The sequence below is a fragment of the Paractinoplanes durhamensis genome, from assembly GCF_016862175.1.
Taxonomy (GTDB): Bacteria; Actinomycetota; Actinomycetes; order Mycobacteriales; family Micromonosporaceae; genus Actinoplanes; species Actinoplanes durhamensis.
This window is the reverse complement of record NZ_BOML01000030.1, coordinates 35,976-56,996: the sequence shown is the minus strand read 5'-3', so window position 1 is coordinate 56,996 and position 21,021 is coordinate 35,976. Positions and strand designations below refer to the sequence as shown.

21 protein-coding genes are annotated in these 21,021 nt (G+C 70.0%); 8 read left to right on the top strand and 13 right to left on the bottom strand.

The genetic code is table 11. The features are described 5' to 3' along the window. The first annotated feature begins 310 nt into the window (after window positions 1-310). Complete coding sequence (locus Adu01nite_RS17600; RefSeq protein ID WP_203727965.1) at window positions 311-1,591, top strand: multidrug effflux MFS transporter; 1,281 nt, start codon at window positions 311-313, stop codon at window positions 1,589-1,591. Window positions 1,592-1,729: 138 nt separating this feature from the next. Here the strand turns inward: Adu01nite_RS17600 and Adu01nite_RS17595 are convergent, their stop codons facing one another. After that, entirely contained in the window at window positions 1,730-2,890 is a 1,161-nt protein-coding gene (locus Adu01nite_RS17595) for a hypothetical protein (RefSeq protein WP_203727964.1), read from the bottom strand. Between the two features lie 127 nt (window positions 2,891-3,017). On the opposite strand from Adu01nite_RS17595, the gene Adu01nite_RS17590 reads away from it, so the two are divergent. Then, window positions 3,018-3,494, top strand: a complete 477-nt coding sequence (locus Adu01nite_RS17590; RefSeq protein WP_203728007.1) for a GNAT family N-acetyltransferase — start codon at window positions 3,018-3,020, stop codon at window positions 3,492-3,494. Between the two features lie 50 nt (window positions 3,495-3,544). Here Adu01nite_RS17590 and Adu01nite_RS17585 read toward each other — a convergent pair whose 3' ends face one another. Next, complete coding sequence (locus Adu01nite_RS17585) at window positions 3,545-5,158, bottom strand: beta-1,3-glucanase family protein (RefSeq protein ID WP_203727963.1); 1,614 nt, start codon at window positions 5,156-5,158, stop codon at window positions 3,545-3,547. Window positions 5,159-5,286: 128 nt separating this feature from the next. Then, the gene (locus Adu01nite_RS17580; protein ID WP_239132483.1) at window positions 5,287-6,786 is read right to left on the bottom strand and encodes a ricin-type beta-trefoil lectin domain protein; all 1,500 of its coding nucleotides are present in this window, start codon (window positions 6,784-6,786) and stop codon (window positions 5,287-5,289) included. A gap of 250 nt (window positions 6,787-7,036) precedes the next feature. Between Adu01nite_RS17580 and Adu01nite_RS17575 the strand changes: the two genes are divergently transcribed. Genes Adu01nite_RS17575 through Adu01nite_RS17565 form a run of 3 tightly spaced genes read left to right on the top strand, consistent with a single transcriptional unit; the run spans window position 7,037 to window position 11,317 of the window. Then, window positions 7,037-8,194: an NAD(+)/NADH kinase gene (locus tag Adu01nite_RS17575; protein WP_239132482.1), complete on the top strand. Its 1,158-nt coding sequence runs from the start codon at window positions 7,037-7,039 to the stop codon at window positions 8,192-8,194. A 4-nt stretch (window positions 8,195-8,198) separates the two neighbouring features. Beyond that, entirely contained in the window at window positions 8,199-9,857 is a 1,659-nt protein-coding gene (locus Adu01nite_RS17570) for an NAD(P)/FAD-dependent oxidoreductase (protein WP_203727961.1), read from the top strand. Beyond that, window positions 9,857-11,317 carry an ATP-binding protein gene (locus Adu01nite_RS17565; RefSeq protein ID WP_203727960.1) on the top strand — a complete coding sequence of 487 codons (1,461 nt, stop codon included), beginning with the start codon at window positions 9,857-9,859 and terminating at the stop codon, window positions 11,315-11,317. The genes Adu01nite_RS17570 and Adu01nite_RS17565 overlap by 1 nt, the downstream gene beginning before the upstream one ends. A gap of 80 nt (window positions 11,318-11,397) precedes the next feature. Here Adu01nite_RS17565 and Adu01nite_RS17560 read toward each other — a convergent pair whose 3' ends face one another. From Adu01nite_RS17560 to Adu01nite_RS17545, 4 genes are all read right to left on the bottom strand, one after another. Then, the gene (locus Adu01nite_RS17560) at window positions 11,398-11,898 is read right to left on the bottom strand and encodes a mycothiol transferase (RefSeq protein ID WP_203727959.1); all 501 of its coding nucleotides are present in this window, start codon (window positions 11,896-11,898) and stop codon (window positions 11,398-11,400) included. A 5-nt stretch (window positions 11,899-11,903) separates the two neighbouring features. Further along, a complete protein-coding gene (locus Adu01nite_RS17555) occupies window positions 11,904-12,638 on the bottom strand; it encodes a superantigen-like protein SSL4 (RefSeq protein WP_203727958.1) in 735 nt (244 codons plus the stop codon). 16 nt (window positions 12,639-12,654) lie between these two features. Then, on the bottom strand, window positions 12,655-14,007 hold the full coding sequence (locus tag Adu01nite_RS17550; RefSeq protein WP_203727957.1) for an MFS transporter: 1,353 nt from the start codon (window positions 14,005-14,007) through the stop codon (window positions 12,655-12,657). Window positions 14,008-14,123: 116 nt separating this feature from the next. Then, window positions 14,124-14,768, bottom strand: a complete 645-nt coding sequence (locus tag Adu01nite_RS17545; RefSeq protein ID WP_307836638.1) for a DUF2076 domain-containing protein — start codon at window positions 14,766-14,768, stop codon at window positions 14,124-14,126. 179 nt (window positions 14,769-14,947) lie between these two features. Here Adu01nite_RS17545 and Adu01nite_RS17540 point away from each other — a divergent pair, with 179 nt between their 5' ends. Then, complete coding sequence (locus tag Adu01nite_RS17540; RefSeq protein WP_203727956.1) at window positions 14,948-15,802, top strand: class I SAM-dependent methyltransferase; 855 nt, start codon at window positions 14,948-14,950, stop codon at window positions 15,800-15,802. 9 nt (window positions 15,803-15,811) lie between these two features. Here Adu01nite_RS17540 and Adu01nite_RS17535 read toward each other — a convergent pair whose 3' ends face one another. Then, window positions 15,812-16,363, bottom strand: coding sequence for a carboxymuconolactone decarboxylase family protein (locus Adu01nite_RS17535; protein WP_203727955.1), 552 nt, complete (start codon window positions 16,361-16,363; stop codon window positions 15,812-15,814). A 57-nt stretch (window positions 16,364-16,420) separates the two neighbouring features. On the opposite strand from Adu01nite_RS17535, the gene Adu01nite_RS17530 reads away from it, so the two are divergent. Then, window positions 16,421-16,741, top strand: coding sequence for a winged helix-turn-helix transcriptional regulator (locus tag Adu01nite_RS17530; RefSeq protein ID WP_203727954.1), 321 nt, complete (start codon window positions 16,421-16,423; stop codon window positions 16,739-16,741). Here the strand turns inward: Adu01nite_RS17530 and Adu01nite_RS17525 are convergent. Together Adu01nite_RS17525 and Adu01nite_RS17520 are read right to left on the bottom strand one after the other, a co-directional pair. Continuing rightward, the gene (locus Adu01nite_RS17525) at window positions 16,675-17,442 is read right to left on the bottom strand and encodes a methyltransferase domain-containing protein (protein WP_203727953.1); all 768 of its coding nucleotides are present in this window, start codon (window positions 17,440-17,442) and stop codon (window positions 16,675-16,677) included. The two genes, Adu01nite_RS17530 and Adu01nite_RS17525, sit on opposite strands and share 67 nt — an antisense overlap. A gap of 10 nt (window positions 17,443-17,452) precedes the next feature. Then, window positions 17,453-18,346 carry a LysR family transcriptional regulator gene (locus tag Adu01nite_RS17520; RefSeq protein ID WP_203727952.1) on the bottom strand — a complete coding sequence of 298 codons (894 nt, stop codon included), beginning with the start codon at window positions 18,344-18,346 and terminating at the stop codon, window positions 17,453-17,455. 68 nt (window positions 18,347-18,414) lie between these two features. Here Adu01nite_RS17520 and Adu01nite_RS17515 point away from each other — a divergent pair, with 68 nt between their 5' ends. Further along, a complete protein-coding gene (locus Adu01nite_RS17515) occupies window positions 18,415-18,921 on the top strand; it encodes a hypothetical protein (RefSeq protein ID WP_203727951.1) in 507 nt (168 codons plus the stop codon). Here Adu01nite_RS17515 and Adu01nite_RS17510 read toward each other — a convergent pair. From Adu01nite_RS17510 to Adu01nite_RS17500, 3 genes are all read right to left on the bottom strand, one after another. After that, window positions 18,911-19,639 (bottom strand): alpha/beta fold hydrolase, encoded by a 729-nt coding sequence (locus Adu01nite_RS17510; protein WP_203727950.1) that lies wholly within the window; start codon window positions 19,637-19,639, stop codon window positions 18,911-18,913. The genes Adu01nite_RS17515 and Adu01nite_RS17510 overlap by 11 nt on opposite strands. Window positions 19,640-19,820: 181 nt before the next feature. Beyond that, window positions 19,821-20,402 (bottom strand): Fic/DOC family protein, encoded by a 582-nt coding sequence (locus Adu01nite_RS17505; RefSeq protein WP_203727949.1) that lies wholly within the window; start codon window positions 20,400-20,402, stop codon window positions 19,821-19,823. Continuing rightward, the gene (locus Adu01nite_RS17500; RefSeq protein WP_203727948.1) at window positions 20,395-20,985 is read right to left on the bottom strand and encodes a Panacea domain-containing protein; all 591 of its coding nucleotides are present in this window, start codon (window positions 20,983-20,985) and stop codon (window positions 20,395-20,397) included. Before Adu01nite_RS17500 ends, Adu01nite_RS17505 begins: the two co-directional genes overlap by 8 nt. Between the last annotated feature and the right edge of the window lie 36 nt (window positions 20,986-21,021).

The following is a 21,021-nucleotide window of genomic DNA, read 5'->3' as shown; positions in this document are numbered from 1 at the left end:
CGTCCTAGCGGTCTGCCTTCAGCAGCGACTCTGGCTCGGCGTGGTGCTGTCCGTGGTCTGGATCATGATAAACGTGGGCAGATTGGTGTTCGCCCGCCGCCGGTCCGCGAACAACGAGCCCGAAAGCTGACGGCCGCGGCGCCCATCGTGGCGTCGCGGCCCTGGCGCCGAGCAGTGCCACGAAGGGCCCCGCGGCGGCAGCGCAAGCGGAATATCAGCTGCTAGGAGGCCATATTCCAGTCTTGTGACCGTTATTACCATGACGGGTCCGGGCGGAAGAAACCGAGCAGGCAACGACTTGCGGTGAAGTGTGGCTGAGACTCGCACCGTAACCCCGCTCGAAGCCGACCTGTCCCCGGGGGAGTTGCTCCCATCAGGGCGGCGTTTCCGGATTGTCCTCGTGCTCGGCTTCCTCACCGCGCTCGGTCCGCTCACCATCGACATGTACCTGCCTGCACTACCGACCATCACTGGCGACTTCGGCGCCACCCCGGCGGCTGTCCAGCTCACCCTGACCGGCACGCTCGTCGGCCTAGCTTTCGGGCAGTTGCTGATCGGCCCGCTGTCCGACGCGGTCGGGCGGCGGGTGCCGCTACTCGCCGGCGTCGGTGTGCACCTGATCGCCTCGCTGCTGTGCGTGATCGCACCGAACCTGGCGATCCTCGGCTCCCTGCGCGTGCTGCAAGGCCTCGGTGCCGCCGCGGCGGCAGTGGTAGCGATGGCGATCGTCCGCGACCTGTTCAGCGGATTCGCCGCCGCGAAGCTGTTCTCTCGGCTGATGCTCGTGGTCGGCGTCGCCCCGATTCTCGCCCCGACCATCGGCGGGCAAACACTGCAGTTCACCTCGTGGCGCGGCGTGTTCGTCGTACTCACCGTTGCCGCCGCCGCGATCATGGCGGGTACCGCGATCGTGCTGCCGGAGACCCTGCCGGTCGAGCGTCGCCGCAACGGCGGGATCGCCGGCACCGTCCGCGACTACGGAAAGCTGTTTACCGACCGGGTGTACGTCGGGCTGATCCTGGTCGCCGGCCTGGCAATGGCCGCCCTTTTCGCCTACGTCAGCGGCTCATCCTACGTTCTGCAGGACGGCTTCGGCCTCAGCGAACAACAGTTCGCGTACGTATTCGCCGGCGGCGCCGTGGGTCTGATCGGCGCCACCCAGTTCAACGTGCGGCTGCTACGCCGGTGGACACCCCAGCAGATCCTTGCCAGGTCCCTGGTCGCAGGGCTCGGCTTCGGCCTCGTGCTGCTGATCCTGGCCATCACCGAGGTCGGCGGCCTGGTCGGCATCCTGATCCCGCTCTGGCTGGTCCTGGCCATGGTCGGACTCGCCATGCCGAACGCCCCCGCCCTGGCTCTGTCCCGCCACGGCGAAGCAGCCGGCACCGCCGCAGCCCTGCTCGGCGCCGTCCAATTCGGTGTCGGGGCCCTCGCCGCGCCCCTGGTAGGCATCCTCGGCGTGGGTGCCGTCGCTATGGCCATCGTGGTCTTCGGCGGCATGCTCGCCGCCACCCTGGTCTGCTTCCTCGTCGTCCAACCGCACCGACTTCCCGTCGAGCAGCCGGAAACGGCCGTCGCCTTCGCCCATTAGGCAACTACCCAGGACGCCGAAGGTATCTCCGTCGTGTTCGAGGAGACTCATCCCATTCCGATCCCCGACCTGCCAGGCCCCGCTTCCGAGGAGGTAAAGGGGTGGCTGCTCCGCGGTGGGGAGGTCCTCCTCAATTTCCTACTTCTTCATCACGTACGGACGGAAGAACTCGTAGACCTGCCGGTCGCTCACCTGGCTCACGAGTGACTCACCGCCGAGCAGATACACGATGGTGGGGCAGGTTTCGTCCTCACCCTTGACCGCCGCCTTGTCGAGCAGCTTCTTGCCGGTGGCCGCCTCGAACAGCCGCACCCGGTAGGTCGCCTTCTTCAGCGCGATCTTCTCCGGCTTCGGATCGTCGAACTTGCAGCTCTTCGCGGTCGCCCCGGTGGTGGCCAGGTCGATGCAGCCGACCAGCTGGGTCTTGGTCGGATCGGTCGGGATCCAGGCCCGCCAGATCGACTCCTTCAACTCGGGCACGCTCACCGACCCGAAGTGCCGGCTGGGCAGGGTGGTGCTGTCGATCACGCCCACCGAGATCTGGTGCGGCGCCTTGCCGGTGAACTTCGGCGACTGCGGGTAATACCACCCGTCGCAGACCCGCTCCAGGTCCTCGTCGGTGCGCACCGGATAGGTGCTGGCCTGCGGCCCCGACGGCGTGGTTTCGACCGGGTCGGGTGACTCCCCGGTCGAGAACGGCGTCGGCCCCGACGGCCACGTCTTCGGCAGCCCGAACGGCTCGTCCTGGTTCAGCTCGGCCACCTGGTCCTGGACCCGGTCGACCTCGCGCGCGATCGCATAGGCGTACAGGCCGCCGATCCCCAGCAGCCCGACCACGATGACCAGCGCGATCGCCCACGGCTTGAGCTTGGGCGGCGGCGAGGTGAACGGCGGCGCAACCTGCTCCGGCCCCGGCGGCTCCCACATCACGGGCGCCGCCTGCCACCCGGCCGGCGGCACCTGCCCGGGCGGCACCTGCCACTGCCCCGGCGCCGGATAGCCCGGCGCCGGATAGCCCGGCGGCTGATATCCGGGCGGCGGCTGCCACGCCGGCGGCGCCTGCCACGGCGGAACGGCCGGCGGCGGCTGCTGCGGTCCGCCGAACGGCGGCGGCTGAATTTGCGGCTGCTGCGGCTGGCCGTCCGGCCGCTGCCACTGCGCATCCGGATGCGCCGGCGCCTGCGGCAACGGCGGGCTCACCCAGGTCGGTTCGGCCGGCGCCTGCGTGCCGTCGGCCGACGGCGGCGACGACGGCTGTTCGGGCGCCGGCGGTTCGCCCGGCCTGCCCTGTTCTTCCATGACACGGTCCCCGTTCACAAAGCTGGACCGTGACTGTATCGAATCCTGACTATCGGGGCCGCCCGCAACAACGGCGGCCTGGCACCCTGGAGAGGTGCAGATTCACCCCGGTATCCACGTGGCGCCGATGGCCGACGACCATGCCATCCAGGTGCTCGACATCTACCGCGCGGGCATCGCGACCGGCAACGCGACGTTCGAGACCGCCCCACCGGACTGGTCCCGTTTCGTGACCACCCGCCTGCCCGCCCACCGCTTCGTAGCCCTGGACACCACCACCGGCGAGGTGACCGGCTGGATAGCCTGCAGCCCGATCTCCACCCGCCCGGCCTACGCCGGCGTGGTCGAGCACTCGGTCTACGTCCACCCCGCCCACCAGGGCCGGGGCGTCGGCCGCACGCTGCTGACCGCCTTGATCACCTCAACCGAGACCGCCGGCATCTGGACCATCCAGTCCGGCATCTTCCCGGAGAACACCGCAAGCCTGGCCCTGCACGCGAGGTGCGGCTTCCGCACGGTCGGAACCCGCCACCGGATAGGCCGCCTGCATGGCACCTGGCGAGACGTAACCCTGATCGAACGCCGGAGCCCGAAAATCACGTGAGGGCCCCGCCGGAGCGGGGCCCGCACGTCAGGGCGAAGAGAAGATACGGATCAGAACGGGGTCATCGTGATGGTGGCGGTGCGCGGATCGCCGTCGTGGACCAGGGATTCCTGGTTCTGGACGTCGTCGAACGCGAACGCGTACGCCTTGCCGTCGATCATGTTCTCGTGGATGACCTTGGCGTACACGTCGGCGGGGTTGTTCTTGTAGAAGTCGGCGGCGGTGCCGCTCGGCTGGGTGTCCAAGGTGCCCAGGGTGCCGCGGGTCAGGGCGGCGCACAGGGTGCGGGCGATCGGGCCGACCACCTGGTCGTTCGGGGCACCGAGGGCGCCGTCGCAACCCCACACGTTGGCCGTCGACGGCTTGTTGAAGGACGCCACCGTCTTGCCGGTGGTGTCGGTGAAGTTCATGACCGTGCCGCTGGTCCGCCCGGAGAACTTGTTGTTGGGCTGGTCGCCGAACGGCACGACGGTGAGGGTCTTGCTCGCGTAGGCGTTCCAGGCGCTGTTGATGTACGAGTCCAGGTAGGTCGGGCTCATCAGGCCGGCGTCGGCCGCCTTACCGGGGGCCAGGACCCGCAGGACCGTGCCGTCGGCCCGGGTGACCACGCTCTTCGCGAAGTCGCCGTTCGCCTTCACGGCGTTGATGACGTTCTGCCGGCCGCCGGACTTCAGCTCGCCGGTGGAGAGGGTCACGCCGGTGCCGCCGGTGACGCTGACGATGTGCGGGACCGCGAACATGTCGACCTGCGAGCTGTTCAGGAACAGGCCGCCGGCGTCGAGGGTGAACTCGCTCCAGTCGAACAGGATGTCGTGGTTGGGGTCGCCGCCCGCCCACGGCGCGGGCTGGACCAGGCCATCCGTCGTCAGGCGGAAGTCGAGCTTCTGGCCGAACGACATGTACAGCCGGCCGGAGAGGCCCTTCGGCATCTTGATCGTGGTGCTGCCGCCGTTGGCCGGGCCGGCGATCGACACGTCCGGCGCGGGCACCGGGACGGTGCCGCCGCCGGTCCAGGCGGTGAAGGTGCCGGCCGCGTTCACGTAGCCGAGCTTGCCGGTCGCCAGGTTGACGCCGAGCAGGTAGAGGAAGACCGACTCGCTACGGCCGGTGTTGTTCTTCACCGTGACCGGGAGCAGGTTCGACGCGGGCGGCACGTCCGCCTTGGGGGCGGTGGTGGTCGGCGCGACCGTGGTCGGCGTCGGCGCGACGGTGGTGGGCGCAACCGTCGTGGGCTTCAGCGTGGGCGTGGTCGGTGCCGCGGTGGTGGGGGAGACGACCCCGTTGCACGGCAAGCCGTTGACCTTGCAACCGGTGGGCTGACCGCCGGAGCCGACGAACCCGAAGGTCGCCTTCGCTCCGACGGCCAGCGCCCCGTTCCATCCCCGGTTCGCGAAGGTGACGTGTCGCCCCGAGACGGTCATCTCCGTTTCCCAGTAACTGCCGATCGCCGCTCCCGCCGGCAGATCGAACTCCACCTTCCACGCCGTCATGGCCGCCGCCCCGGTGTTACTGACGGTCACCTCGTCCTGCCAGCCGCTACCCCAGTCCGACACCGTGCGCAGGGATGCGGTCGGTGCTGCGGCGGAGGCCGGCAGGGCGATCCAGGTCGTCGTCGCGGCCGCCACCGCAGCGACGACAGTGAAGAGGAGAGTTCGTTTCCGCATCGTCGGGATACTCCAAAGATCGGCTAGGGGGACCTGGCCATCCTCTGAAGCAGCCCGCCGATGCGCCCAGTCGAACCTGATCTTTTACGGTTCCGTTAAGGTGCTTCTGCCCGTTTGCCCGCGCTCGATTACCCGCGGTGCCACTTCTGGTTGGCGCCGCCGGTGCAGTCCCACAGAACCAGGTTCGCGCCGTCGTTGCCGTTCCAGCCGTTGATGTCGACACACTTGTTGGCCTGCGGGTTCACCAGGTCACCGGCGGCCGAGAGGACGAACTGCTGGGCCGCGTTGCCGCTGCAGTTGGCGATCTGGATGACCGCACCGTTGGCCGTCGAGCCCCACGCCACGTCGATGCACTTGTTGTTCGACGTCTGCAGGGTGCCGTTGGTGAACGTCCACTTCTGCGCTCCCGTCCCGTTGCACCCCCACATCTGCAGCGGCACGCCGTCGGAGAAGTTGGCGTTCGGCACGTCGATGCACTTGCCGTTCCAGTCGCTGATCAGCGAGTTGGTGCTGCCGCCGCCGCTGGTGGTCAGCGACAGACCGTAGGTGCTGAGGATCTCGTTCACCGGCTGGAACCACATCGTGCCGCCGGAGGTGCAGTTGCCGGTGCCGCCGGACGTCACGCCCTGTGCCTGGTTGCCGGAGATCCATGACCCGCCGGAGTCGCCCGGTTCGGCGCACGCGTTGCTGCGCGAGAGCCCGGAGACGGAGCCCTGGGCGTACACAATTGTCTCGTTTCTTCCCAGCAGGGTGCCGCAGCGCCAGCCGGACGTGCGGCCCGAGTGGCAGATCGAGCTGCCGATCGCGGCGTCCGCGGAGCCGGCCACCACGACGTTGCCGCCGGCGTAGTTGTTCACCCACGGTTGCGGCGTCCAGTTGCCGTTCGTGCGGATCCACGAGTAGTCGTTGCCCGGGAACGACGAGCCGGCGAACGTGCCCTGGCTGATGTTGTTGTAACCGAGCGTGGGACTGCCGGTGCCGCCGCAGTGCCCGGCGCTGACGAACCCGCCGGCCACCGCGAACCCGACCGAGCAGAGCGTGTTGCCGTTGATCACGTACTGGTCGCCGCCGCGAATGTCGTACATCGTCCGGGGCTGTTCGGCGAGTGATTCAACGGTGACCTCGGCGCCCTGCGCGAACTTCCGAGCCGCGCTTTCCGCGCCCGGCTTCGCCAGGACGACGACGCGGTTGCCGGGCACGTCGACATGCCAACCCCGGACGCCCGCTTGCGCTGCGTGCGATGCGTTGCGGTCCAATTGGGTACGGGTGGCAGCAAGGTCAGCGGCTCCCCGGCGTACGCGAATAGGGTTGGCGCCTTCCGCGCGTACCGAAGCCTCGGCCGAAGCGGAAGTCACCGCGACCGTGAGTTTCGACGCCCCGTCCGGGATCCAGGCGCCCGCGAAGGCGGAGCCGAGCCGGGCCGACAACCGCTTCTCGATGACCGGCGCCGCCGCCTCGGTGCGCAACCGCACCGCGATCTGGTTGTCGTCGAGCTTGAGGTCGCGACGCATGGCGGCGAGCATGCCGGGCGCGATGTCGGTTTGCAGCGGAGCGGCGGGCGCGGGTTGTGGGGTCAGAGTGATGGCCGTGATCGTCGCCGCGGCGATCGCCAGCATTCTTCGACGCATGGGGGAGTCCTTCCACGCAGGGGAATGTGAGGAAGGAGAGCGCTCTCTTGATCGGAGTCTGTCTATGTGTGACAACGCTGTCAAGAAACACTTAAGAAACATGCCCGGTCATCCCTTCCAACCGCCCCTCCGCCACCCTTGACAGGACTGAAGGCAGCCTGCTGCGTGTCCTCGATCCCTTGCCCTCGCCGCCGATAGGCAGGTCGTGCAAGGCTGGTTCTTTCCGGAGGACGGGGTACGCGGGATGGGCATGATCAAGGTCGTCGGGTTGGTGCTGCACCCCCGGCGCGACTGCGGCTCGGCCATCGACGCCATCGTCGAGTGGGCCACCCGCCGCGAGGTCACCGTGCTCGGGCTGCACGACGAGATCAACCGGATCGACTGCGAGGCCGTCGCGGTCAGCCCCGAGGAGATGGTCGAGCGGGCCGGCCTGCTGGTCAGCCTGGGTGGCGACGGCACCATGCTGCGCACCATGCGGCTCGTCGAGGGGCGCAAGACGCCGGTCCTCGGGGTCAACGTCGGGCGGCTCGGCTTCCTAGCCGAGGTCGACCTGCCCGACCTCGCGGGCGCGCTGTCGGTCATCGACGAGCACCGGTTCACCATCGAGTCGCGCACCGCGGTGCGCACCGTCCTGCCGGACGGGCGGGAGGTGTCCGCGTTCAACGACATCGCCCTGGTCCGGGTGCCGGGGGACGGGCTCGCCGCGGTCGGCATCACCGTCGAGGACAAAAACTTCGTCAACTACGCGGCCGACGCGGTGATCGTGGCGACGCCGACCGGCTCCACGGCGTATTCGTTCTCGGCCGGCGGCCCGATCGTCTCGCCCAACGTCGAAGGCCTGATCGTCAGCGCCTCGGCCGCGCACTCGTCGTTCAACCGTTCGCTGATGCTGGCCCTCTCCGAAGCGCTGGAGCTGATCGTGCTGCCCACCAGCGGGCGGCTCGCCATCGAGGTGGACGGGATCATCGAGGGCTACGCCGGGCCCGACGACCGGCTCAAGATCGAGCCGGTGCCGTCCGCCGCCCAGGTGGTCCGGCTCGGTGGCACCTCGTTCTACGAGCGGGCCCGGCGCAAGCTGCGGGTCGAGGGCAGCGCCCAGGTCGGCCGGCCCGAACCGGCCGCCGACGCGGTCGTCGTCGACAGCTTCGAGCGCCGCCGCTACGAGATCCTGCTCGGCGGCGAGGTCGCCGGGGTGCTGCACTACCGGCGGCACGGCGGGAAGATCGAGCTGATGCACACCGAGATCGAGCAGACCTTCTCCGGCCAGGGCCTGGCGTCCCGCCTCGCCTCGGCCGCGCTGGAGGACGCCCGCGCCCGCGCCACCCCGGTCGTGGCCACCTGCCCGTTCGTCACCGGCTACCTGGACCGCCACCCGGAGTTCTCCGACCTGCGAACAGATGGGGCTTGACAGCATGGGCCATCCCGCCATCCTGACCGTCGACGACGACCCCTCGGTGTCCCGGGCCATCGCCCGCGACCTGCGCCGTAAATACGGCGAGCAATACCGGATCGTGCGCGCCTCCTCGGCCTCCGAGGCGCTCGACGCCCTCAAGGAGTTGAAGCTGCGTGGCGGCCGGGTGGCCGTCATCCTGGCCGACTACCGGATGCCGCAGATGAACGGCATCGAGTTCCTGGAGCAGGCGATGGACCTGTTCCCCAACGCCCGCCGGGCGCTGCTGACCGCCTACGCCGACACCGACGCCGCCATCCAGGCGATCAACGTGGTCGACGTCGACCACTACCTTCTCAAGCCGTGGGACCCGCCGGAGGAGAAGCTCTATCCGGTGCTCGACGCCCTGCTCGACGCGTGGCAGGTCACCGGCGACCGGGAGATCGAGGACATCCGGGTCGTCGGGCACCGCTGGAGCGAGCCGTCCTACGCGATCCGCGACTTCCTGGCCCGCAACCTGGTGCCCTATCGGTGGTTCGCCTCCGACGAGCCGGAAGGCCGCCGGCTGCTCGAGGCGGCCGGGGTCGGCGCCGAGTCGGTGCCGCTCGTGGTCACCGCGGACGGCCGGGCGATGGCCCGGCCGAGCACCGCCGACGTCGCCGAGGCGGCCGGCCTGTCCACCACCCCCGGCCGCGACTTCTACGACCTGATCATCGTGGGTGGCGGGCCGGCCGGGCTCGGCGCCGCCGTCTACGGCGCCTCCGAGGGCCTCAAGACGCTGATGGTCGAGCGGCAGGCGGTCGGCGGCCAGGCCGGGCAGAGCTCCCGGATCGAAAACTACCTGGGCTTCCCGGACGGCATCTCCGGCGCCCAGCTCACCGACCGGGCCCGCCGGCAGGCCGGCAAGTTCGACGCCGAGGTGGTCAACACCCGCGAGGTCACCGGCCTGCGGCTGGACGGCTCGGCCCGCACCCTCACCTTCGCCGACGGCGGCGAGATCTCCGCGCACGCGATCCTGCTCGCCACCGGCGTCGCCTACCGCCCGCTGTCCGCCGACGGGGTGGCCCGGCTCACCGGCTCCGGCGTCTACTACGGCTCCGCCTCCACCGAGGGGCCGGCCTGCGCGGGCGCCGACGTCTACATCGTCGGCGGCGCCAACTCGGCCGGGCAGGCCGCGCTGTTCTTCGCCCGCTACGCGAAGAAGGTCACGCTGCTGGTTCGCGGCGAGTCGCTCGAGGCGTCGATGTCGTACTACCTGATCCAGCAGCTCGGCCAAACGGAAAACATCGAGGTCCGGACCCGCTGCGAGGTGCTCAGCGCGCACGGCGACGGCCACCTGCAGGCCATCACCATCTGCGAGAACAAGGGCACGCTGGAGACCACCGTCGAATGCGGCGCGCTCTTCATCTTCATCGGTGCCGAGCCGCGTACGGACTGGCTCGGCGAGACCGTGGCCCGCGACGACAAGGGTTTCGTCTTCACCGGCCCCGACCTGCTGGCCAACGGATCCCGTCCGGCGGGATGGGATCGGGACCGCGATCCGTTCTACCTGGAGTGCAGTGTTCCCGGCATCTTTGCCGCCGGCGACGTCCGGGCCAACTCGGTGAAACGGGTGGCCTCGGCGGTCGGCGAGGGCGCGATGGCCGTCACGCTGGTCCATCGTTACCTGGAGGCGCAGTAATGACTGACGTAGTCAAGTTGGTCCCCTGCGAGCCCGGCATGTTGACGACCGCCGAGCTTCGCACCCTGTTCCTGTTCGAGAAGCTGACCGACGAGCAGCTCGCATGGATCGCCGCGCACGGCTGCACCATGCACATGCCGGCCGGCGGCGTCGTGTGCCGGGAGGGCGACCCGGCCGACCAGTTCTACGTGCTGCTCAGCGGCACGATCGCGCTGACCCGCAAGGTCGGCCAGGACGAGGTGCAGACGGTCCGCACCGAGCAGCGCGGCGTCTACATGGGCGCCACCCAGTCCTACCTGCGCGACGACGGCGTGCTCCGCACCAACCAGGCGACCATGCGGGCGCTCGACGACGCCGACTTCTTCGTGATGTCGGCGGAAGACTTCGGGCACATGATGCGCGAGTGGTTCCCGATGGCGATCCACCTGCTCGAAGGCCTGGTCATGGGGATGCGCAGCTCGGCCGCCGCGATCAGCGAGCGGCAGCGGCTGCAGGCCCTCGGCGCGCTGTCGGCCGGCCTCATGCACGAGCTCAACAACCCGGCCGCGGCCGCCTCCCGGGCCACCGCCGTGCTCCGTCAGCGGGTTGCCGGCATGCGGCACAAGCTCGGCAAGCTCGCCTCCGGCAAGGTCCCCGCCGACCGGCTCGACGCGCTCGTCGAGCTGCAGGAGGAGGTCATCGAGAAGGCCTCGAAGGCGCCGTCGCTGACCGCCATGCAGGCCGCCGACCGCGAGGACGAGCTCGGCGACTGGATGGACCAGCACCAGGTCACCGGCGGCTGGGACATCGCGCCGGTGTTCGCCCAGGCCGGCATCGACCTCGACTGCCTCGACGACATCGTGGTCAAGGTCGGCTCGCCCGAGCTGCTCGACCAGGCCATCCACTGGATCGGCTACGCGCTCGAGACCGAGCAGCTGATGACCGACATCGAGGACGCCACCGGCCGGGTGTCGTCGCTGGTCAACGCGGCCAAGCAGTACTCGCAGATGGACCGGGCCGCACACCAGTGGATCGACGTGCACGGCGGCCTCAAATCCACCCTGGTGATGCTCAACCACAAGATCGGCGACGGCATCACGGTGGTCAAGGACTTCGACCGTACGCTCCCGCAGATCCCGTCCCACCCGGCCGAGCTCAACCAGGTGTGGACCAACCTGATCGACAACGCGGTACAGGCCATGAACGGCGTCGGCACGCTGACCATCAAGACCTACAAGGACGACGACTACCTGGTCGTCTCGATCGGCGACACCGGCCCGGGCGTGCCCGAGGACCTGAAGAAGCGGGTCTTCGAGCCGTTCTTCACCACCAAGCCGGTCGGCGAGGGAACGGGCCTGGGCCTGGACATCTCCTACCGCATCGTGGTCAACGGCCACGGCGGCGACATCGTCCTGAAGTCGCAGCCGGGCGACACCCGCTTCCTGGTCCGGCTCCCGTTCACCGAGCCGTCCTCGGCCTGACTACGCGGCGTCGCGGTCCCGGGCGTGGGCATGAAAAGGCGGGTACGCGGTGGTCACCGCGTACCCGCAAGAAAACGCACTCAGAGCAGGCCGCGGACGTAGGCCGCCTGACCGGCGTGCTGGGCGTCGTCGTTGACCACGCTGATTAGCCGGACGCCCAGCGTGACCGGCGGATCCCAGGCCTTGTCGACCACCCGGTCCAGGTCGTCCTCGGTCAGGCCGGCGATGAACTCACCTGTGCGCTCGTGCACCGCCCGGTAGTAGTCCTCGAGGGCCTGCGCGCTCTCCGGGGCGAGCGCCGCGACCTGGGCCGCGGAGTGGCCGTAGCCGATGTCCGACGGGTCGGCGGGCGCGCCGAAGCGCGGCGCCCACTCGCCGGTGAGGTAGATCTGCTCGGTGCCGATCAGGTCGGCGACGTGATCGTCCTGCACCCGGGTGAGGTGCCAGACCAGCCAACCGATCGAGTTGGCGCCGGGCGCCGGGGCCCAGCCGAGCTGTTCGGGGGTCAGGTCGTGCACGGCGGCGTGCACCAGGTCGGGCAGACGCCCGAAGGCGTCGGTAAGGATGTCTCTGGCGTCCATGCTGACTACTCCGTCCCGTCGTTCAGGTTCTGAGTATCCGCGCCCTGGGTGTCCGACTTCGGAGCATTCCCGGAGTCGGTGCCGGTGCCGGTGCCGGTGCCGCCAGAATCGGTGCCGCCCGTAGGAGCATCGGTGGCGGGCGCCTCGGTGGGCTGGTCGGTGGTCGCCGGGTCGGTGGTCGCCTGCTGGGTGGGCTGATCGGTCGGGTTCTGGTCGGCCGGCTGCGTTGACGTCGGCGAGACCGACGGCGACTCGGCCGGCGTCGACTCCTCGGAGCCGCTCTTGTCCGAGAACAGGCTGCTCACCGTGGTGGAGTCGCCGCTGCCGCCACGGGTGGCGTCGGCGATCGACTTACCCGAGACCAGCTCGGCGGCGGTCAGCGTGCCGATGGCCAGGACGAACAGCGACCCGGCCACCATCGCCACCCGCCCCCAGCGGATGTTGCGCGGGGTCGGTGGGGCCGACGGTTTGTCCTCGGCCGCCGCCTCCACGGGCGGTGTGCCGACCGCGGCCGGCGCCAGGAACGTGCCCTCGATCTTCTTGCGGCCCCGGTTGAGCGAGCGGTGGTAGATCTCGGTCCCTACCGAGCCGATCAGACTCGCCACCGCGGCGCCGACCAGAGTTCCGGCCACGCCGGTGAACGACCCGACAACGGCCGCCGACACCGCAGCCAGCACTCCGGCAATGGTCTTCGGGATGTCGATGCCGGACCATATCCGGTCCGGTGCGTGCTCGGTCATGTCCTCCTCTTGCTCTCTACTGGGGTCCTCTGGATAAGGTCTCTGCCTTTACCGCACGGGCCTTCGCTAAACCCCGTCGCTCGGCCAGCACCACCCTCAATGGACGGATGACAACCCCCTCCGAGGCCAGGTGTCGCCGGGCCAGCCTGCGGTTACGCAGGATCCCGATCAGGCCGACGGCGAAGATGAGATATTGCACGGACATCGCGATCTTGAAGTCGCCGATGTCGTAATCCGCACGTCCGCCGGTGCGCGCGTCGAGGATCAGGCCGATCAGCTCGATGGTCACCAGCGAGGCGACGAAGCCGCCGACGTTGACCACGCCGGTCGCGGTGCCGAGGCGGTTCGGCGGGTTGAACGTCCGGGCGTAGTCGAAGCCGATCATCGAGCCGGGGCCGCCGAGGCCGAGCGCCAGCACGAGCAGCACCAGCACCGGCAGCGGCGCATGGCCGGGCCAGAGCAGCACCATGCCCCAGGCCGCCGCGTTCACGCCGACGATGCCGAGCACCAGGTACGAGCGGCGCAGCGGGTAGCGCTGCACGAGCGTCCCGATGATCGGGCCGGCCGCCATGCCGACCAGCACGAAGACGGTGAGCAGCGTGCTCGCGGTCTCCCGCTTCAGGCCCTCGCCGGCGATCAGGAACGGGAAACCCCACATCAGGGCGAACACGGTGCCGGTGAACTGGGTGGTGAAGTGGCTCCACAGCCCGAGGCGGGTGCCGGGGTGCCGCCACGCGCCGGCCAGGTCGGTGCCGAGCTGACGCACGGTGATCGGCGGGCCGGTGCTGATCTTGCGCTCCGGGGTGTCGCGCAGGGCGGCGAACGCGGCGAGGGCGACGAACACACCGGCGCCGGCGGCGCCGAGGAACGCGGTGGTCCAGCCAGGTCCGGCGAGCATCGCAGCCAGGGGTACGGCGGAGAGCACCTGCCCGGCCTGGCCGACGAGCCCGGTCAGCTGGGTCAGGACCGGCACCCGCCGGGCCGGGAACCAGCGCGGCACCAGGCGCAGCACGCTGATGAACGTCATCGCGTCGCCCGCGCCGACCAGGACCCGGGCGATGACCGCCCCCTCGACGCCGTGCGTGGTGGCCATCAGGGCCTGCCCGGCCGCCATGATCAGCCCGCCGCTGACCACCAGCCGCAGCGACCCGAACCGGTCGAGCAGCAGCCCGACCGGCACCTGCAGGGCGGCGTAGACGAGAAGCTGGAGGACGGCGAACGAGGCGAGCGCGCCCGCGCCGACGTGGAAACGGTCCTGCGCATCGAGCCCGGCCACCCCGAGGGAGGTACGGTGCAGGACGGCCATGATGTAGGCGGCGAGGCCAACCGCCCACACCGCCCAGGCCCGCCAGCCGGGTCGCATGGACATGTCCCGCCTTCCGTTCGCCCCTTACTACGCGTACGGAAGCAAAGCCTTCTCCGGTTGCTTGGCCCCGACAACGAATCGGGGCCAATGCCACACGTGCGCCTGCTCACGTCGACTCTCTAGAAGAGATCGAATCCGCCCGGGCCGCCGGGGCCGCCGCCGAAGCCCCCTGGACCGTGATGGCCGAACAGGCTCTCGAAGATGAGCATGCCGCCGACCGTGCCGGCCGCCGCTCCCAGCGCCGTCTTCCACCAGGGCGTCGAGTACCACCCGGCCGGGACGGGCCGGCCCTGGACGTAGCCACCCGGGTAGTAGTAGGGCGTGGCGGCGCTGGAGCGCGGCCCGACCACGTAGCCGTTCACCTCGCGCTCCTCGGTGATCGTCCCGACGCCGCGGGCGGCCGCGAGCGGCGGCAGCTCCGGTCCGGGGTCGAGGCCCAGCGCGGTGCGCGCCGCCCGGACGTAGGCGAGCCCTTCCAGCGCCGTCTCCTGCGCCAGCTGGTATTGCACGATCGTGTTGGCGGTGGCGAGCTGCGAGCCGGCGGCCTGGTGCCGCTCGGCCGCGTCGGCCAGCGCCTGCCGGGCGACCGCGCTGTCCGCCGACAGGTTGACGAGCTGCCCGCCCAGCCGCTCGTACCACCGCTGCGCCTCCGCCCGCGCGTCCGCCACCGACTGGTCGTTCCGGGACGTGGCGCCGCGGCGCCCGCCGCCTACCAGGGCCGCCACCCCGATCCCCAGCATCGCGAAAAGCACCAGAATCATCATGTTTCGACGGTAGGACCGCCACCCATGAGGCGGCTGTGCGGCCGCTGTGCCCTTATCGCGAAACCAGCGAGTCCGCGTCCACCTTCAGCCGCTCGTTCAGCGCGACGGCAGCCGCCGCTGTTTCGTCCCCGGGCCGTGGGGCCCTGTTTCATCCCCGGGGCGTCGGGCACAATCATGCCGTGACCGAGCGTCGCGCCAGCCGTACGGCCGTCCTGGTCTGCCAGAGCCGGGCGGTGGCGCACGGCCGGATCGCGCCGGACCGCTTCGCGGATCCGACCGCCATGCTTCTGTTGCGCGAGGCGGAGCAGGAGCAGGTTTTACGGGTACGCGATGAGCAGCCCCCCAAAGACCTGGCCGCGCGCCTGCAGTTCGAGATGATCCGGGCCGGCAGCGAGGTCGTCGTGCCGCGCACGGTCGCCATCGACGATGCCGTCCGCACCGCGCCGACCAGCCAGCTCGTCATCCTCGGGGCGGGTCTGGACGGCCGGGCCTGGCGCCTCGACCTGCCCGGCACCACCGTCTACGAGGTCGACCATCCGGCCTCCCAGCAGGAGAAACGCGATCGGGCCGCGGCCCTCGACGGCGAGCCGCCGCGGTTCGTGCCGGTGGACTTCGCCCGGGACCGCCTGACCGACGCGCTCAAGGCCGCCGGGCAGCGCGACGACGAGCCCACCACCTGGATCTGGGAGGGCGTCGTGCCCTACCTGACCCGGCCCGAGGTCGCCACCACGGTCGCCGCGATCACCGCCCGCTCGGCACCCGGCAGCCGGCTCATCGTCAACTACCAGGCACCGTCGCTGCTCGCCGGCGTCACCCGCAAGGTGATCGGCGCGGCGGCCCGCAAGGTCAACCCGTGGGCGGCCGAGCCGTGGCGCTCCACGTGGCGCCCGACGGCCATGGCCCACCTGCTGGCGTCGAACGGCTTCGCCGTCCGCCGCGACCACGACCTCTTGGTGACGGCGACGGCTTTAGGCGTACGCCCCAGGCAAAGCGTCTCCCTGCGCAACGGACGCGTGGCCCTCGCCGACCACTGACCTCGGGTTTCACTCCGGTGAGCCGGGCTCCGGGGTGAGGCGGAGGGCGCGGGCCACGTAGGAGATCGCGTGGTACCAGCCGCAGATCAGCATGAGGTCGATGGCGCCGTCCGGGCCGGTGGCCGCGGTGAGGTCGGCCCACTCGTCGTCGGTCAGGTCGTTGCGGGTGTGCAGCGCGTCGACCGCGGCCAGCACCGCCCGATCGCCGGGATCGGTCCAGCACGGGTCGGTCGCGGTGCCGGTGGCCAGCGAACGGACCTGCTCGCCGGTGAGGCCGGCCTTGGCCGCGAACACCGCGATGTGGATGCCCCACTCGTACTCGGCGCCGCATCGGGCGGTGGTCCGGTCGATGACGAGCTCGCGGTGGCGCAGCGACAGGGCGCACCGGCGGGACAGGTAGTAGCTGCCCCAGCCGTGGATGCCGCGGGCCCGGTCGGGGCGGCGGGCGAACGTGCGGAACAGGGCGATCGGTGGCCCGAGGGCGGCGAGGGCGGCGGCGGTCTCGTCGTCGTAGGGCGGCTCGGCCGGTGACACCCGCGGGTGGTTCGGATTCCGAAGCATGATGGCACGCTAACATCGGTGCTTCGGAAAAAGAAGCATCGATGGGGAGGCCCTTGCGTGACCGCTCCGCTGCCGGGGCGCCCGGTCCGGGGATCCCGCACCGGGCGGCCGATCATGGCGATCCTCGACCTGCTCGGTCGCCGGTGGACGCTGCGGGTGCTGTGGGAGTTGCGCGGCGATCCGGTGCCGACGTTCCGCGCTCTTCAGCAACGCTGCGACGGTGTCTCGTCGAGCGTGCTCACCGAGCGGCTGACCGAGCTGCGCGAGGCCGCGATCGTCGAGCGCACCGACCGCGGCTATCAGCTCACCGGTCAGGGCCGGACGCTGCTCGCCACGCTCGCTCCGCTGGAGGAGTGGGCCGGCGGCTGGAGCTGGTAGACCGAGACGTGCGAGTACGAGTCGGCGGTGAACGGGCTGCCGGCCCAGTCGGCGTGCCGGGACTCCAGCTCGAACCCGGCCAGCTGGCCCATCAGGTCGAGCTCGGACGGCCAGATGTAGCGGTGCGGGGAGCGGCCCAGCGTCGCCTGCCGGGTCTCGTCGAACCGGAAGTGGTGCGACACCACCTGCTGGTTCAGCGGATCGTAGGTGTCGAGCAGGATGTAGCCGGGCTCGTTGACCCCGACCGAGGCGGTGCGGCCCGGCGGCAGCGCCCGCAGCTCCGGCACCCACAGCTCGATCACGAACCGGCCGCCCGGCGCCAGATGGCGGGCCGCGTTGCGGAAGCACTCCACCTGGCCGGCCTGGGTGAGGATGTTGGAGATGGTGTTGAAGACCAGGTAGACCAGGGTGAACTCGCCGGGCACCCGGGTGGTGGCCATGTCGCCGGTCGCGACCGGGAAGGCCGGGTCCTTGGCGTGCAGCCGCTCGATCATCGGCTCGGACATCTCCAGCCCGGTCACCGGCACCCCGCGCGCGGCCAGCGGCAAGGCGACCCGCCCGGTGCCCACCGCGAACTCCAGCGCGGCGCCGCCGCCGGCCAGTGCGGCCAGCCGATCGACGGTCGGATCGAGCACCTCCGGCGAGAACATGCCCTCGCCGGGCGTGTCGTACTGGGCGGCGGTCTCGGCATCCCACAGCATGCCGCCGACCCTACGGAGCGAGCGCGGCGGTGGCATCCGGATTATTCGGGGCCCGCATGCGCTCGAGGAGGGCGGCGACCCGCGGGTCGGCGCGGGCCGACGGCTGGTGGACCACGTGGTAGGTGACCGGCGGCAGGTCGGTCACCGGGCGGGCGACCACGCCGGGCGGGGCGGGCACGCAGCCGTTGACGATCGCCAGGCCGACGCCGAGGGTGACGAAGTGGGTGATCAGCGGCCAGCCCTCGGCCTCGACCGCCACCGTCCACGGTGTCCCGGTGGTGCGCAGCGCCCGTTCCAGCAGCGCCCGATGCGGGCGGTGCTGGGGCGGCACGACCAGGCTCGCACCGGCCAGGTCGGGCAGCGTCACCGCGTCCTGCCGGGCCAGACGGTGGTCGTCCGGCATCAGCAGCACCTGGGGGAACGACGCCAGCTCGGCCGCGGTCAGGTCGTCGGGCAGCACGTCGAGCACGCCCACGCCGAGGTGGGCCTGGCCGTTGCGGACGGCGGCCAGCATCTGCCGGTGGTCGCAGTTGATCAGGCGCAGCCGGGTCGGTTCGTCGGCCAGCGCCGCCCGGATCGTGTCGCCGAGCAGGTAGAGGTAGGCGCCCTGGCCGGCCGCCAGCACCACCGGGCGGCGCGGCGCGGTGCCGGCGAACTCGGCCAGGAAGTCGGCCATCCGCTCGTCGTGGGCGCGGGCGAAGCGGGCCACCGCCTCGCCGTCGGCGGTGAGCACGAGCCGCCGCCCCACGCGGTGGTAGAGCGGGCGGCCGAGCGCCTGCGCCAGCTTGCGGATCTTCACGTGCAGGGCCGGCTGGGAGATGTGCAGCTCGGCGGCGGCGTGGGTGAAGTTGAGATGGTCGGCGAAGACGGCGAACGAGGCCAGCGCGTCGGCCGAGACATCCATAGCTAAGGACTATAGCTGTGCCGTCATCGATAGTTCTGCAATAGCTTTGTGGCCCGCAGGCTGACGGCATGAACACACATGACATGCGACTCGGCGTCGACATCGGCCGGGTCATCATCGGTGGCGGCGGCCCGGGCGGCGGCGACACCCAGTTCTTCAGCGGTGACACCGCCCGGATGCTGGCCACGCCGGCCGTGCCGGGCGCATTCGACGCGCTGGCCCGGCTGGTGCCGCACTTCGAGCAGGTCTGGCTGGTCTCGAAGTGCGGCGAGCGGGTCCAGCGCAGCACCCGGCGGTGGCTTGACCACCACGACTTCTTCGCCCGGACCGGCATACCCCGCGACCATGTCCGCTTCTGCCTCGCACGGCGAGACAAGGCCCGGCACTGCGCCGAGCTGGCGATAACCCACTTCGTGGACGACAAGCTCGACGTCCACGAGGCGCTGCGCGGCGTCGTCGAACATCGCTACCTCTTCGGGCCGCAGCGCACCCCGCCACCCGCCTGGGTGCGGCACACCGCGACGTGGGCCCAGGCGGAGGCGGCGATCGTGAGCAGCCTGCCGGTCAGTCGCTGATGTGGGCGGCCGCGGCCAGGATCGTGTCGACGGTGATCTGCGGGTGGGACACCATCGACACGTGCGAGCCGGCCACGTCGGTGATCTTGGCGCCGGCCCGCTCGGCCATCGAGCGCTGGGTGTCGGCCGGGATGACCAGGTCGTCGGTGCCGATGACCGCCCAGCTCGGCAGGGTCTTCCACGCCGCGGTCACCGACGGGGTGGTGTTGGCGCTCAGGGTGATCGGGCGCTGGCCGGCGGCGATCAGCCACCGGTCGGCCTCGGGCAGGTCCTGGGCGAACGAGTGGTGCACGGTGTCGGGCTTCAGGAACGCCTCCACGTCGCCCTCGGGCGCGCCGGGGTAGCCGACGAGGTCGAGGACCGTGGTGGGATCGGGGACCGCGAGCGCCGAGCCGGAGCCGCCGAGGATCTGGAAGACGAACTCGCCCTCCTCGGGGATGAACGCGTCGACGTAGACCAGGACGCGCACGTCACCGCCACCGAGGGCGGCGTTGGTGATGACGAAACCGCCGTAGGAGTGCCCGACCAGGACGACCGGCCCGGTGGTGCGCTGAGCGAGGAACGACGAGATGTACGCGGCGTCCTGCGCCGGCCCGCGTAGCAGGTTGGGCGGTGCGAGAACGGTGAATCCCTGACTCTGCAGCTCGGCGGCGACAGCGTTCCAGCTGGACGCGTCGGCCCATGCTCCGTGAACGAGGACGATCGTTGGTTTCGCCATGACTGTTTCCCCTTGCGTCGTCGGCGCGGGTGGCCCCCACCCCCGGTCCATCCTCGACCCGCACGCGCGGTAGTCCAAGTGAAACTTCGGGTCAGTGGATCACGCTCCCGGGAGCGCTCCCGGGGGAGAGGACCTCACCCGCGCGGTGAGCGACGACGTCACCTCAAGTTTTCGGTCTCGGTCAATTGATACGCCTTACCACGGGATCCAGGACCTGTTTCAACATCGTGGTGTCCGTTGTGTTCAAGTGAATTCGGCATGCCTCGATGTTCTCGGCCTTGCTGAGCTCCGACCAGTCGAGCTGGAAACCGGCCGCGGCACTCAGCTGCCGCAGAAAGGCGCGCAATGTTCGTCCGTTGCCTTCGCGGAAAGGATGCCTGGTGTTGAGCTCACCATAGAAATGGGCAAGTTGCGAAAGGTAGGCCTCCCGATTGAGGCCGACCAGGTAACCTTCCGTGGCGAGTTCGGACAGTACGGCACCGACCTCGTCATCGACGTAGCGCCAGTGGCAGAAATAGGCGCCAGGCTTGCTGATGTCGACCCTGCGAGTCTGGCCGGCCCACTCGTACACGTCCCGGAACAGGAAGCGGTGGAACTCCTGCAGGTGGCTGAGCCCGAAGTCGCCCGGTATGGAAGCGCGCGCGGCTTGGACGTCGCGAATCGAGACGAGACGGAACTCGGCGTCGGCCAGCTTGTTTGCGTCAGTGAGGCCGAGTTTGTTGATCAGGCAATCGGAATTTGGTTGGGTGTACGGGTCATCCACCGGTTATCCGCGCTATTTCCGCGGCTATGAGGTCGTCGGCTGAAACCAACCCCGATGCCACGTCGCGGAGCCGGTCTTGCCATTCGTCGTCGAACTCCACACCCTCGAGGGCGGCGTTGGCCGTGGCGAGAGCGACGGCAGTCTCGGGATCTGCCAATTGCCGTGAGTAATAGTTTCTCATGATGCTGGTGCTCAACTGGGCTGTCGATCGCGCGGAATCGGGAAGGGTGCCGCGGGCGACTCGCCAGGGCAACTCGCTGTGGGTCATCTGGGAGAGCTCGATGGCAGAAAACTTGCCGTACTCAATGGTCACCCAGTCGACGGTTTCGCGCTGTGCAGGCGTCAGTTGGCCGGAGTCTCCGGAGGGCCAGGCAGAAACGGTGCGTTGCCGGCGATGCTGACGGAAGAGGGCCGGGACGACCGGCCCCTGACGCCATGCCTCGATGGGTTCGTCGAAGAGTGGAACCCCATGCCGGGCGAGATGCCAGCCTTGGCAGTAGTAAACAAGCTTCTCGAGCTTCATCGCGGTGATGCCGCCGAGTTGAGCTATCACCGCCGCGGCGACGTCATGAACCGAACTCATTTGGCACCTCCTCCCGCGCCTGTCGCGACAGTACCG